This is a genomic window from Curtobacterium flaccumfaciens, from assembly GCF_018598405.1.
Classification (GTDB): domain Bacteria; phylum Actinomycetota; class Actinomycetes; order Actinomycetales; family Microbacteriaceae; genus Curtobacterium; species Curtobacterium aurantiacum.
This window is the reverse complement of sequence record NZ_JAHEWS010000001.1, coordinates 266,582-279,210: the sequence shown is the minus strand read 5'-3', so window position 1 is coordinate 279,210 and position 12,629 is coordinate 266,582. Positions and strand designations below refer to the sequence as shown.

Annotated in this window: 12 protein-coding genes; 6 read left to right on the top strand and 6 right to left on the bottom strand. The window is 72.1% G+C overall.

The genetic code is table 11. From position 1 onward, the window contains the following. Positions 1 to 173 precede the first annotated feature (173 nt). Both KK097_RS01390 and KK097_RS01385 read right to left on the bottom strand, forming a co-directional pair. Positions 174 to 1,433 carry a hemolysin family protein gene (locus tag KK097_RS01390; protein WP_214530641.1) on the bottom strand — a complete coding sequence of 420 codons (1,260 nt, stop codon included), beginning with the start codon at positions 1,431 to 1,433 and terminating at the stop codon, positions 174 to 176. Positions 1,434 to 1,578: 145 nt separating this feature from the next. Beyond that, a complete protein-coding gene (locus KK097_RS01385) occupies positions 1,579 to 2,703 on the bottom strand; it encodes a M23 family metallopeptidase (protein ID WP_214543444.1) in 1,125 nt (374 codons plus the stop codon). Positions 2,704 to 2,865: 162 nt separating this feature from the next. Between KK097_RS01385 and KK097_RS01380 the strand changes: the two genes are divergently transcribed. After that, the gene (locus KK097_RS01380; RefSeq protein WP_214543443.1) at positions 2,866 to 3,360 is read left to right on the top strand and encodes a hypothetical protein; all 495 of its coding nucleotides are present in this window, start codon (positions 2,866 to 2,868) and stop codon (positions 3,358 to 3,360) included. A gap of 3 nt (positions 3,361 to 3,363) precedes the next feature. Here KK097_RS01380 and KK097_RS01375 read toward each other — a convergent pair whose 3' ends face one another. After that, entirely contained in the window at positions 3,364 to 3,729 is a 366-nt protein-coding gene (locus KK097_RS01375) for a hypothetical protein (RefSeq protein WP_214543442.1), read from the bottom strand. 193 nt (positions 3,730 to 3,922) lie between these two features. Here KK097_RS01375 and KK097_RS01370 point away from each other — a divergent pair, with 193 nt between their 5' ends. Continuing rightward, positions 3,923 to 6,133: an NADP-dependent isocitrate dehydrogenase gene (locus KK097_RS01370; RefSeq protein ID WP_214543441.1), complete on the top strand. Its 2,211-nt coding sequence runs from the start codon at positions 3,923 to 3,925 to the stop codon at positions 6,131 to 6,133. A 170-nt stretch (positions 6,134 to 6,303) separates the two neighbouring features. On the opposite strand, the gene KK097_RS01365 is transcribed toward KK097_RS01370, so the two are convergent. Continuing rightward, entirely contained in the window at positions 6,304 to 6,759 is a 456-nt protein-coding gene (locus KK097_RS01365; RefSeq protein WP_214543440.1) for a DUF3817 domain-containing protein, read from the bottom strand. Positions 6,760 to 6,859: 100 nt separating this feature from the next. Next, on the bottom strand, positions 6,860 to 8,302 hold the full coding sequence (locus tag KK097_RS01360; RefSeq protein ID WP_214543439.1) for a DUF4832 domain-containing protein: 1,443 nt from the start codon (positions 8,300 to 8,302) through the stop codon (positions 6,860 to 6,862). Positions 8,303 to 8,441: 139 nt separating this feature from the next. Between KK097_RS01360 and KK097_RS01355 the strand changes: the two genes are divergently transcribed. Then, entirely contained in the window at positions 8,442 to 9,218 is a 777-nt protein-coding gene (locus KK097_RS01355) for a ThuA domain-containing protein (RefSeq protein ID WP_250896307.1), read from the top strand. Beyond that, on the top strand, positions 9,215 to 10,372 hold the full coding sequence (locus KK097_RS01350; RefSeq protein ID WP_214543438.1) for a GAF domain-containing protein: 1,158 nt from the start codon (positions 9,215 to 9,217) through the stop codon (positions 10,370 to 10,372). Before KK097_RS01355 ends, KK097_RS01350 begins: the two co-directional genes overlap by 4 nt. A 54-nt stretch (positions 10,373 to 10,426) precedes the next feature. On the opposite strand, the gene KK097_RS01345 is transcribed toward KK097_RS01350, so the two are convergent. After that, positions 10,427 to 10,870, bottom strand: coding sequence for a hypothetical protein (locus KK097_RS01345; protein ID WP_214543437.1), 444 nt, complete (start codon positions 10,868 to 10,870; stop codon positions 10,427 to 10,429). A gap of 90 nt (positions 10,871 to 10,960) precedes the next feature. Here KK097_RS01345 and KK097_RS01340 point away from each other — a divergent pair, with 90 nt between their 5' ends. Both KK097_RS01340 and KK097_RS01335 read left to right on the top strand, forming a co-directional pair. Beyond that, positions 10,961 to 11,611 carry a ScbR family autoregulator-binding transcription factor gene (locus KK097_RS01340; RefSeq protein ID WP_214543436.1) on the top strand — a complete coding sequence of 217 codons (651 nt, stop codon included), beginning with the start codon at positions 10,961 to 10,963 and terminating at the stop codon, positions 11,609 to 11,611. Positions 11,612 to 11,727: 116 nt separating this feature from the next. Beyond that, the gene (locus KK097_RS01335; protein WP_214543435.1) at positions 11,728 to 12,606 is read left to right on the top strand and encodes an aminoglycoside phosphotransferase family protein; all 879 of its coding nucleotides are present in this window, start codon (positions 11,728 to 11,730) and stop codon (positions 12,604 to 12,606) included. Positions 12,607 to 12,629 lie beyond the last annotated feature (23 nt).

Below are 12,629 nucleotides of genomic sequence, written 5' to 3'. Positions count from 1 at the left end.
GTGCGCAGAAGCGACACTTCGCGGGTCGCCCTGCCGTCCGGTCGGCGAAAGCGACGGATCGTGCCCGAACGTTCGCGGGATTCTGTCGCTTCGACGGGGTGGACGCGACCAGGGCCGGTCGGGAGGGCCGTGGCGGGGCCGCCACGGGCCTCCCGTCCGACGCGGGGGCGCGATCAGGGCGCGGAGTCGGCTCCGATGCGCACGCGAGCCACGCGGTGACCGTCCATGGCGGTCACCTCGAGGCGGTGGGCTCCGACCAGGACGACGTCGCCGACCTCGGGCACGCGGTCGAGCTGCACCTGCACGAGCCCACCCACGGTCTCGTAGTCACCGTCCGGCAGCACCGGTCCCCCGTCGGCCGCCAGGTCCTCGAGCACGGTGGCGCCGTCGACGCCGTCGTGCTCGGCCACCGGTTCGTCGTACTCGTCCCGGATGCGGCCGACCAGGTCCTCGAGCAGTGCCTCGAGCGTGACCATGCCGGCGCTGCCGCCGTACTCGTCGACGACCAGGGCGATCTGGTGCCCGTCGGTGCGCATGTCCGCGATCGCGCTCGACAGCGACTTCGTCTCGGGCAGCGCGAGCACCGGGCGGACGAGCGTGGCGACCGGAGCAGCGGGGTCGACCGGACGGAGCAGGTCGCGGAGGTGCACGAAGCCATCGACCTCGTCGCGCCCACCGGAGGTCACGAGGTACCGGGTGTGCCCGGCCGCGATTGCCTGGTCGGTGGCCTCGGCGACGGACAGCCCGGCGTCGAGCGTCGACACGTCGTACCAGGGACGCATCGACTCGCGCAGGATGCGGTCACCGGCGTCCAGGGCGCTGCGGGCGATGCGGCGCCCCTGCTCGTCGACGCCGGTGTGCTCGTCGACCAGCCCGCGGAGTTCCTCGGTGCTCATCGACTCGCTGCGGGCGTCCGGGTCGCCGCCGAGCAGTCGCACCACGGTGTCGGTGGACTTCGAGAGCAGCCAGATCACCGGCCGCATCAGCACGGCGAAGCGCTCCAGGGTCGGGGCGACGGCCATCGAGAAGCCCTCGGCACGCTGCAGTGCGAGGCGCTTCGGCACGAGCTCGCCGAACACGAGCGACAGGTACGCGATGACGAGGGTCATGAGCACCAGCGCGACGGCTTCGGCCGTGCCCTGCTCGAGACCGAGACCCTGGAACAGCGGTGCGACGTCGGGCGCGATCGAGGACGCTCCGTACGCGGCGGAGAAGAACCCCGCGACGGTCACGCCGATCTGCACGGCGGACAGGAACCGGTTCGGGTCACGGCCGAGCTCGGCGACCCGCATCCCGCGGGGGCCACGGCGTTCGAGCTGCTGCAGCTGGGATTCGCGGAGGGAGACGAGTGCGATCTCGGCGGCCGCGAAGACCCCGCCGACGAGCACGAAGAGGATGACGAGCCCGAAGGCGATCCAGGTGTCGGCGCCCATCAGCGGGCTGCCGTTCCGGATCGACGACGGGCGGGCGGTCTGTGGGGATCGTCCATGCCTGTGAGTCTGCACAGGAGGACTGGGACATCACCGTGCTGCCGCTCGAAAGCGGCTGTGGATCCTGCCTCGCGACGGGGAGTGGTCGCTACAGCGTGAGCGAACGGCCGATGCGGGCTTCGAGCCACGCCTCGGGGTCGATCGGCGTGACGCCGTCCATCAGGACCTCGAGGTGCAGGTGTGCACCGGTCGAGACGCCGGACGACCCGACGAGCCCGATGAACTGCCCGGCAGCGACGGTGTCGCCGACCTTGAGCGGCGACGACCCGGGGATCATGTGGCCGTACAGCGTCGAGACCTGGCGGCCGTCGATCACGTGGTCGATGATGACCGCGTTGCCGTACGAGAAGTAGGTGCCGGAGACCCGGACCTTGCCGGCGGCGACGGCACCGATCGGCGTGCCCATGCCCGGAGTGAAGTCGAGTCCCTGGTGCAGGGACGAGCACGCGCCGCACGGAGCCGAGCGGTAGCCGAAGCCGGAGCTCATCTGCACCGGGCCGGGGAACGGCGAGCGGACGGCGCCACCGAACGAGACGGCACCGCCGGCGGTCCCGGTCGTGTCCGCGGAACCCGCGGTCTTCGCGGTGACGGTCGAGCCTCCGCCGACGGTGAACCCGTCGCGGTCGAACCCGGCGGCCGTGACCGCCTGGGTCACGGCGTAGTCCTGGGTGCGCACGATCGGCGCGATGGTCGAGGTGGCCATCGAGGTGCCGGCGCTGGCGTGTGCGGGCATCGCCGACGCGGCGAACATGGCGATGGCGGCGGCGGCGCTGGTGAGCGTGATGCGACCGGCGCGGGCCGACCGGGAGGCCCGGGGTGCGCTGGTCGCGCGCGTCACCTTGGGTGCCGGGCGGCGGACGACGCGCTGGATGCGGTCGTCGACGTGCTCGGTGGTGGCGCGGGCGGCGGCGGCACGGCGGCCGGTCGGCTCGGCGGTGGAGATGGTCGACGTCGTGGCGACGACGACGGTCTTCGTGGCCTTCGGTGCCTTGGCGGGCTTCGCGACCTTGGCGGGCTTCGCGACCTTCGCCGCCTTCGCGACCTTGGCGGGCTTCGCCGCCTTGGGGGCCTTCTCGACCTGGGGGACCGGGGCCGCCTTGCTGCGACGCTGCGGTCCGCGGGCTGCGGCGCGCTCGGCCTCGAGGGCAGCGCGACGGGACAGGTGCACCACCGGGGTCTCCGGGTGCTGGTCGAGTTCGGGTGCAGTCGTCATGGCCGCCCACCATTCTGCACGACTCTGTCGCTTTGTACAGGGCCTACCGTGATCTTTTCGTTACCGAGTGTGCTGAGAGGCGCCTGATCACTCCGGGCTGCGGCGTCCCCCGGACCCCGTCGATCGGTACCGTCATGGGAAAGCGACGGAAGGACCCGCACCATGGCCCGATCGCCGCGTGAGCGGTACGGAACGGTCGACCTGGCGTCGGCCGACGTCGTGCTGGCCGGCACCCAGGAACTCCTGCCCGTCCTGCGGGCAGCGGCCGTTCGGGCCGGGATCGACGCCGCGCGGATGCGGGTCGTCGGGGTGGACGACCTGCCGGATCCCGAGGGCACCTGGGACGCAGCGCTGGCGGTCATCGCGATCCGGCGTCCCGGTGACGACCCCGCCTTCCACCGAGCCCAGGAGGCGGCCGAACTGATCGCGCCGATGCTCGCCCCGCACGCCGTGCGCATCGTCGTCACGGTGTCCGGGGTGACCCGGCTCGCGCCGAAGCTCGAGCGCACCCTGACCTCCGAGGTCCTGCACCAGATCGATGCCGCGTCGGCGTCGTCCGGGTTCCGGCGTCCCTTCCGTCCCCTGCGCATGCGGCTCGGGCTCGCCGGGCTCCGTGCCGCGGGCGTCCGGGTGTTCCGCGTCTCGATCGGCGACTGAGGCTCAGGCTCCGTCGGGGCCCGGACCGTGGACGGCACCGGCCTGCACCGAGTGCTGCGGCGGTGCGGTGTGCGCGACGACGGAGACGCTGCCGACCGCGAGCACGAGCGCCAGTGCTCCGGCGGTGCAGGCCGTACCGACCCGCCGCCGTCTCGATCGGCTGCCACGCTGTCGCGGTGCGAACCGGCGAGCACTCCCCCGGGGCTCCGGGCCGACGAGCCAGGGGCCGGACCCGTCGGGGTCGTAGGAGAAGGGTCCGGAGCCGTCCGGCGCGTACCGGTAGGGGCCGCTGCCGTCCGAGGCGTATGCGGACCGCAGGTCCTCCGCCCTCCAGCCGAAGTCGTCCGGGGTCTGCCGTGTCGTGGTCATGCGCGCTCTCCCTCGCTCTGGTGCTGCGGGAGGCCAGTCCACGCACCGTTCCTATGTGTCGACGGTGTGCCTCCAGGGTGTGGGCCGAGCATCTGCCGCGCGGAAGCAGGGGCCATGTATCTTGATGTCGAGACATCCTGCGCCACGAGTACCGTGGACGTACCGACGGTCGAACAAGGGAGTACCCGCCAGCATGGCCAAGATCATCTACACCCTCACGGACGAGGCGCCGTTCCTCGCCACCCACTCCTTCCTCCCGGTCATCCAGGCCTTCGCCGGCACCGCGGGTGTCGACGTCGAGACCCGCGACATCTCGCTCGCCGGCCGGATCATCGCCCAGTTCCCGGAGCGGCTCACTGCCGAGCAGCGCCTGGACGACGCCCTCGCCGAGCTCGGCGACCTGGCGAAGACCCCCGAGGCGAACATCATCAAGCTGCCGAACATCTCGGCGTCGATCCCCCAGCTCAAGGTCGCGATCAAGGAACTGCAGGCGCAGGGCTACGACCTGCCCGACTACCCGGACGAGGCCACGACCGACGAGCAGCGCGACGTCCGCGCCCGCTACGGCCGCGTCCAGGGCAGCGCCGTCAACCCGGTCCTGCGCGAGGGCAACTCGGACCGCCGCGCACCGCTCTCCGTGAAGAACTACGCCCGCAAGCACCCGCACCGCATGGGTGCCTGGTCGCGTGACTCGAAGACGAACGTCAGCACCATGGGCGTCGACGACTTCCGGTCGAACGAGAAGTCCTGGATCGCCCCCGCCGACGACGTCCTGACGATCACCTTCGTGGCCGAGGACGGCACCGAGCAGGTCCTCAAGCAGTCGATCCCCGTGCTGCAGGGCGAGGTCGTCGACGGCACCGTGCTGCACGTGGCCGCACTCGAGTCGTTCCTGCGGGAGCAGATCGAGCGCGCCGCGGCCGAGGACGTCCTGTTCTCCGTGCACCTCAAGGCCACGATGATGAAGATCTCCGACCCGATCATCTTCGGCCACGTCATCAAGGCGTTCTTCCCGTCGGTGTTCGAGCGCTACGGCGCCGACCTCGCCGCCGCGGGCCTGACCCCGAACGACGGTCTCGGCTCGATCCTCGCCGGCCTCGGTGCACTGCCGAACGGCGCCGAGATCGAGCGCGCCTTCAAGCAGGGCATCGCCGACGGCCCCGAGCTCGCCATGGTCGACTCGGACAAGGGCATCACGAACCTGCACGTGCCGAGCGACGTCATCGTCGACGCGTCGATGCCCGCGATGATCCGCACCTCGGGGCACATGTGGGGTCCGGACGGCGACGAGCACGACACCCTCGCCGTCATCCCCGACTCGAGCTACGCCGGCATCTACCAGGCCGTGCTCGACGACTGCCGCGCCCATGGCGCCTTCGACCCGTCGACGATGGGCTCCGTGCCCAACGTCGGCCTGATGGCGCAGAAGGCCGAGGAGTACGGCTCGCACGACAAGACGTTCGAGCTCCCCGGTGCCGGCGTCGTCCGCGTCACGACCGCCTCGGGTGACGTCGTCATCGAGCACGACGTCGAGCCCGGCGACATCTGGCGTGCCTGCCAGACCAAGGACGTCGCCATCCGCGACTGGGTGAAGCTCGCCGTCACCCGCGCCCGTGCCTCCGCGACGCCCGCCGTGTTCTGGCTCGACGAGACCCGCGCCCACGACGCCAACCTCATCGGGCTGGTCCGCACGTACCTCGGCGAGCACGACACCGAGGGCCTGCAGATCGAGATCCTCGCGCCCGAGGACGCCATGCGCTTCTCGCTCGAGCGCATCCGACGTGGCGAGGACACCATCTCCGTCACCGGCAACGTCCTGCGCGACTACCTGACCGACCTGTTCCCGATCATGGAGCTCGGCACCTCGGCGAAGATGCTCTCCGTCGTCCCGCTGCTGGGCGGCGGCGGCCTGTTCGAGACCGGTGCCGGTGGTTCCGCGCCGAAGCACGTGCAGCAGCTCGTGCAGCAGAACTACCTGCGCTGGGACAGCCTGGGCGAGTTCCTCGCGCTGGCCGTCAGCCTCGAGCACCTCGCGGGGGTGACGGGCAACGAGCGGGCGAAGATCCTCGGCGAGACCCTCGACCGCGCCACCGGCACCTTCCTCGAGGAGGACAAGTCCCCCGGGCGGAAGCTCGGCTCGATCGACAACCGCGGCAGCCACTTCTACCTGGCGAAGTACTGGGCCGAGGAGCTCGCGGCGCAGACCCAGGACACCGAGCTCGCGGCGTCGTTCGCGGACCTCGCGGCGAAGCTCGGTGAGCAGGAGCGCACCATCGTCGACGAGCTCGTCTCGGTGCAGGGGCACCCGGCCGACATCGGCGGCTACTACCGCCCCGACGACGCGAAGACGAGCGCGGTCATGCGCCCGTCCGCCACGTTGAACGCGGCGCTGGCAGCGCTCTAGCAGCGACCGGCCACGGACGGGAGGCCCGGTGCCAGCTGGCACCGGGCCTCCCGTCCGTCCGTGGTCGCCACCGCGGCCGCGCTTCGTGAGCAGGAATGGTCGGGTCCGCACCACGAACCCGACCATTGCTGCTCACGAAGTGACGCGTGGGGACGCGCGGGGGCGCGCGCTCAGCCGCGGGGCGGCACGGGCGGTCCGGCGGCCAGCAGCCCCGTGAAGACCAGGGCGACGGCCACGACCCCGATGCCGGCGGCCAGCGCGGGGCGACGCACCACGAAGAACAGCAGGCGGTCCCAGAACCCGGATTGAGCGTCGGGTGAGCGGCGCCAGGAGCCCTCGAGCATGCCGCGGCGGGCGACGGCGACCTCGAACGGCACCGTGGCGTACGGCACGACGGCACTGGCCCAGCCGAGCACGAGCGCACCGAACGACCACCGCTGGTTCACCGCGACGACGGTCGTGACCACCAGGTACGCCAGGAACACGAAGCCGTGCACACCGCCACCGATGCGGACGGCCCAGTCGCCGGCGTCCAGGCCGTACTTCAGCACCATCCCGAGGATGAGCAGGGTCCAGGTCACGAGTTCGGCGACCGCGGCGGCGCGGAACAGGGAGCGTGGGGTCATGGCGTCCATGGTGGCGGACCCTGGTTGACAGACAGCAGGACGCTCCGGCGGACAGCAGGGCGCCCCGGGCCGTTCGACCCGGGGCGCCCTCGACGTCCGATCAGTGCTGCACGACCACCGTCTGGCCGAGCCGGTTCACGCCGGTGTCCGCGTCCCACGTGCCCGTGTTCGCCGTCTGGATCGCGAACGCGGGGTCCGCGGTTACCGAGGCCTCCGGGGCGGGCAGGGCGAGGGCGACGCTCCAGCGTCCGTTCGGCACGTCCGCCAGCGACGCCCGGACCGTCACGGTCTGGCCCGGCTGCCAGGACGACGCGTCGGCGTCCACCGGCACGGTCACCCGGCGGTCGCCGTCGGTCAGCACGAGCTGCACCGGACGGCTGTTGTACGGCGCCGCCCAGCCGTCGTTCCGGATCGACACGGCCACCGACGCCTGCGCACCCGAGGTGGCGGTGCTCGAGGTCATCGTGAAGCGGTAGCCGAGCTTCTTGGCGGCGTCGGTCATGCCAGCCGTACCCCAGCTCGCCAGCACGTCCTTGTTGTAGTCGAGGTTGAGGTAGCTGTAGTGGTACTTCGCCATCTCGGCCGAGGCGGACGGGTACAGGGTCCGCGGAGCGTTCACGGCGCAGGTCTCACCACCGACTGGGACGTACCGCGACTCGGCCGCCAGGTAGTCCTGGTCGAGGGACAGCGGGTTGCTCAGGAACGTGCCGAAGTCGTCCGGCGAGGCGAGGAAGCAGTCGTTGTGGTGCCCGACGCGTGACGCTGCCGAGCCGTCGTGCGCCTGCTCCGGGGTGAGTGCCCCGGCCGTGCCCGACGGGGTGCGGAGGGCGTCCTGCTTCATCTGCATGGTGCGGGCCTGGACCGAGCGGCTCGACGGCAGGGCGGCGAGTTCGGCCTGGAGCACCTGGCGTCGGGCGTCCTTGTCGGCCTCGGTCAGCACGCCCGGGTTCGCCGGGTCGCTGGCGAAGTGGTCGGTGTAGTAGCCCTCGCCCCAGAGCCCGATGAAGCCCCCCTGCAGGGTCGGGATGACGTCGGCGTTCCGGCGGAGCGTCGGGGTGAGCTGCTCGATGTGCCCGAGCACGGTCGGCAGGTCGGCGTCGCCGTAGGGCGCGGTGTACGGCCCCGAGCCGCCCTGGACGTACGCGAACCGGGTGATCACGCCCACACCCGCTTGCCGTGCGGTGTCGTAGTCGTGCTGCACGAGGTCGAGCCAGGCCTGGCTGAGCTGTCGCTGCTCGGCGAAGGCCTCCATGTAGAACACCCGGACGACCTGCGTGACGCCGTCGGCCCGGTAGCCGCGCAGCGTCGCGGCGTCGAGCGGTGTGTACCCGGTGCCGTCGGCGCGGTAGTGCGTCTCGGTGGTGTGGTCGAACCCGCGTGAGGGGTTCGGGATGACCGCGTCGCTCGCCGTGTAGGTCACGGTCGAGGTGGTCGCGGTGCGGGTCGGGTGGTGACCGGTGGGCGAGGATGCCCATGCGGTGGTCGGTACGGCGAGTGCGAGTACCGCCGCGAGCGCGACGGTGGAGATGGTGCGGTGCTGCATCGGACGAGCCCCTGTCCTCGGCGCGGACGGTGATCGACGCCCCCTGGCGTCGCCGTCTGCGCGATAGTGATCCGAAGGTAGGTCAAACGATCAGAAAACGCCAGTGCCTGCGCGTACCGATCACGGGTAGCGTGGGCGCATGTCGCCGTCGACCGAGAACCGTCCCCTGAACATCGTCGTCTGGAACGAGAACGTGCACGAGACCCGCGGTGACGCGACGGTCGTCGGGCACTACCCCGACGGCATGCACGCCGTGATCGCCGAGGCGCTCCGGCGGCTGCAGCCCGGGGCCGACGTCTCGACCGCCACCCTGCAGGAACCCGACCACGGCATCACCGCCGAACGCCTGGCCGCCACGGACGTGCTGTTCTGGTGGGGGCACGCCGCCCACGACGAGGTGAGCGACGCCGCCGTCGACCTGGTCGTCGACGCCGTGCACGCCGGCATGGGCCTGGTGGTGCTGCACTCCGGCCACTACTCCAAGCCGTTCAAGCGCCTGATGGGCACGACCTGCTCGCTGAAGTGGCGGAACGACGGTGAGCGCGAACTCGTCTGGACCGTCGCACCCGAACACCCGATCGCCGCGGGGGTGCCGCACCCGATCGTCATCGACCGGCAGGAGATGTACGGCGAGTACTTCGACATCCCGCGCCCCGACGAAGAGGTGTTCCTGTCGACCTTCGCCGGCGGCGAGGTCTTCCGCTCCGGCGTCGCGTACCGCCGGGGCCTGGGGAAGGTCTTCTACTTCTCGCCGGGCGACCAGGAGTACCCCGTCTACCACCACCCGGACATCCAGCGCGTGCTGTCGAACGCCGCCGTGTGGGCTGCCCCGGTGTCCGAGCGCCGCGAGCTGACGGCCGACCCCCACCCGCGGGACTGGTTCCTGTCGGACGATCGGGGTAGACAGGCCGGGTGACCAACCATCTCCACGGTGCGGACAGGCGCACCGCGGTGGTCGAGGCGCTCGCCATCTTGGGATCAGGACCCGAGGAGCGTTTCGACCGCATCACCCGCATGGCCCACGAGGCGTTCGACGTCCCGTTGACCTTCCTCAACCTCGTCCACCACGACCTCGTCACCACGCAGTCGACGTTCGGCTGGCACCAGGGGTCGAGCGTCCCCGCCAGCGAGCAGTTCTGTGCGACGACGGTCCTCGCTCGCGAGCCCATGGTGATCCCGGACGCGTCGCTCGACGCCCGGTTCGCCGACACGGCGGCGGTGGCGGAGCACGGCATCCGGTTCTACGCCGGGGCACCGTTGACCATGGTCGACGGCACCCGGGTGGGCACGCTGTGCCTGATGGACGCCGTGCCGCGGGTGTTCTCGGACGAGGACCTCGCCCTGCTGCGCGACCTGGCCCGGTGGACCGAGCGGGAGCTCGGCGTCGCGATCGACCGCGGGCGGGTGCGCCGGGCGCTCGACGGCCTGGTGCCCGACCCGGTCGACGTCCCCGGGTACGCCCTCGACTCCCTGGTCGCCCAGCACGACGGCGGCGGAGGTGACGTCGCCGACTGGCGCGTCGCGCCGGACGGCGCCCTGCACGTGACCGTCGGTCGCGTCAGCGCCGCCGGACCGGCCTCGGGGCTGCTCGCCGCGGCGGTCCGCGGAGCGGTGGCGGCACGGACCGCGACCGGTATGCAGGACGCGATCGGCGGCCTGGAGGCGCAGGTCACCGCCGACCTGTCGGCTGCGGACGCCGTCGGCTCGCTCTTCCACCTGCGGCTCGACCCGACGTCGGGTCACGTCGACTTCGGCGACGCCGGGCACGGGCTGGCGGTGCTCGTCCGGGCGGACGGCTCCGCCCGGGTCCTGCACCCCCTCGACCTGCCGCTCGGCCTGCAGCCGGAGTCGATCCCCCGGTCGCCCGGGGCACTCGACCTCGCGCCGGGCGACCGGCTCGCGGTGTGCACCCAGGGCGTCCTGACGTTGGACGGGCTCCGGCACCTGGACGACCTCGCCGCGCTGGTGCGCTCGGCTCCGGACGGGGCCGCCGCGGTCGAACGGGTGCGCACGGCCGTCCCCACGGACGCAGTGGTCGACGTCACGCTGGTGGTGCTCACGCGGCACTGAGCGTGCGTGCCGCGCCATCCGGTCGTGCCGCGCCACCTGATCGTGCCGCGCGCGTCAGGAGCGGAAGCGGTCCTGCCGCGGGCGCGGAGTGCCGGTCAGCGCGACCACGAGCAGCGTGGCGAGCAGGGCGAACCCGGCGAGCTCGATGCCCAGGCCGGCAAGCTGCCAGTACGCGCTGCCGACGTGCTGCGGCTGCGTGATCGATTCCGGCCACCACGACTGGATGAGCGGGAACGAGCCCGGGAACGGGTCGAGGCCGAACACGACGAGCCCGCCGAGCAGCATCACCACGCCGAGGCCGGCCATCGCACCGCGCGACCGGCCGAGCATGTGCACGACGAGCGCCGCTGCCATGCCGGCGAGTCCGACGACGGCGATCAGGAAGGCCAGCACCACGATGGTCTGCGGCGCGAGCGCGACCCAGTCGAGCACCGCGATCGGCAGCAGCAGCCACCGCCCCGTCCGTGCCCAGCGCGCAGGGTTCCGCCATCCGTCCATGGCGACCGACCGTAGGGCACCCGGCCGAACGCCTGCCGAATGCGGCCAGGGAACCCCGGCCGTCGGATGCGCTGACTACGATCGGACCCCATGGCGCAGGACCGACCGACCCGGCAAGAGCGATCGCTCGCGACCCGCACCGCGATCATCGAGGGCGCGGCCGCGGAGTTCGACGAACGCGGGTACGTCGGCGCCTCGATGGACGGCATCGCCGAGCGCATCGGGATGACCAAGGGCGCGCTGTACTTCCACTTCACCTCGAAGGCCGACATGGCGGGCGCCGTGGTCGCCGAGCAGCACGCGATCTCCCGCCGGTACGGCGAGGCAGCGCTGGCTCGGGGCGCCACCCCGCTCGAGTCGATCATGTGGCTGTGCCAGGGGCTCGCGGTCCAGATGACCGCCGAGGTCGTCGTGAGCGCCGGTGTCCGGCTGTCGACCGACGTGGCCGCGAGCGACGTCGACCGGCGGGACCCGTACACCGACTGGACCGAGGTGATCGCCGGCTTCGCGCGCAAGGCGATCGACGCGGGTGAGATCGACCCGCGGTGGGACCCAGAGCTCGTCGGCCGGGTCGTCGTGCGTGCGTACACGGGCGTGCAGACGGTGTCGGACGCGATGACCCGCCGATCCGACATCTTCGAGCAACTGCGGGAACTCTGGACGGTCCTGCTGGACGCGTTCGTCTCCGAACGGCTGCGTCCGGAGATCCCGCGGCTCGTCGCGGTGATCGCTCCGGAGTGACGCGGGTCCCCCCAGGGAAACACCCACGTCACCTCGCTACGACAATACCGAGAAGGGTGTCGCGCCAACGGCCCCAGTTCGCGGGCGTGTGTCGTCCGGCCCACTAGCCTGACCCGGTGCCCACCCCGTCCGCCGAGGTCGACGTCGACGTCCCGCTCGTCCGGTCCCTGCTGCGCGACCAGCACCCGGACCTGGCCGGCCAGCCGCTCGAGGTCGTCGCGAACGGCTGGGACAACGTCGTGCTGCGCCTGGGCGACGACCTGGCCGTGCGGGTCCCCCGCCGGGCGATGGCCGCGCGCCTGGTCGAACACGAGCAACGCTGGCTGCCGGAGATCGCCGCCCGGGTCGGTCCGGTCGTGCCGGTCCCGGCACCGGTCCGCACGGGACGTCCCGCCCTCGGTTACCCGTGGTCGTGGAGCATCGTGCCGTGGCTGCCCGGCGCGCCCATCGGTGCACGGGCTGCCGGGGTGTCCGTGGCCGAGGCGCTCGCCGCGTTCGTCGGTCGCCTGCACGTCCCGGCTCCGGCCGACGCTCCCGCGAACCCGTTCCGCGGCGTCCCGCTCGCATCGCGCAGCGACGCCGTGCTGGCGCGACTCGACGGGCACGACGTGCCCCGTGCCGGAGAGCTGGCCACGCTGTGGCGGACCGCAGCGGCCGCGCCCGCGCACGCCGGGCCTCCCGTCTGGGTGCACGGCGACCTGCACCCCTTCAACCTGCTCGTCGACCGGGCACCGGACGGCGTCGACCGCCTGTCGGCGGTGATCGACTTCGGCGACGTCACCGCGGGGGATCCCGCCGTCGACCTCGCGACCGCCTGGCTGACGCTCGACCAGCGGGGGCGTCGCGCGTTCCGGACGCACGTCGTCGCCACGGACGTCACCTGGCAGCGCGCACGCGGGTGGGCCGTCGCGCTCGCGTCCGCGCTCGCGACCGCCGACGAACGCGCCTTCCGGAGCGTCGCACGACGGAGCATCGACGCGGTGCTGGACGACTGAGTCCCGGCGGGGCTATCGTGACC

Excerpts from the sequence above, each read along its gene's own strand:
- KK097_RS01390 (WP_214530641.1), bottom strand. The coding sequence starts at position 1,433 with ATGGGCGCCGACACCTGGATCGCCTTCGGGCTCGTCATCCTCTTCGTG.
- KK097_RS01385 (WP_214543444.1), bottom strand. The coding sequence starts at position 2,703 with ATGACGACTGCACCCGAACTCGACCAGCACCCGGAGACCCCGGTGGTG.
- KK097_RS01380 (WP_214543443.1), top strand. The coding sequence starts at position 2,866 with ATGGCCCGATCGCCGCGTGAGCGGTACGGAACGGTCGACCTGGCGTCG.
- KK097_RS01375 (WP_214543442.1), bottom strand. The coding sequence starts at position 3,729 with ATGACCACGACACGGCAGACCCCGGACGACTTCGGCTGGAGGGCGGAG.
- KK097_RS01370 (WP_214543441.1), top strand. The coding sequence starts at position 3,923 with ATGGCCAAGATCATCTACACCCTCACGGACGAGGCGCCGTTCCTCGCC.
- KK097_RS01365 (WP_214543440.1), bottom strand. The coding sequence starts at position 6,759 with ATGACCCCACGCTCCCTGTTCCGCGCCGCCGCGGTCGCCGAACTCGTG.
- KK097_RS01360 (WP_214543439.1), bottom strand. The coding sequence starts at position 8,302 with ATGCAGCACCGCACCATCTCCACCGTCGCGCTCGCGGCGGTACTCGCA.
- KK097_RS01355 (WP_250896307.1), top strand. The coding sequence starts at position 8,442 with ATGTCGCCGTCGACCGAGAACCGTCCCCTGAACATCGTCGTCTGGAAC.
- KK097_RS01345 (WP_214543437.1), bottom strand. The coding sequence starts at position 10,870 with ATGGACGGATGGCGGAACCCTGCGCGCTGGGCACGGACGGGGCGGTGG.
- KK097_RS01340 (WP_214543436.1), top strand. The coding sequence starts at position 10,961 with ATGGCGCAGGACCGACCGACCCGGCAAGAGCGATCGCTCGCGACCCGC.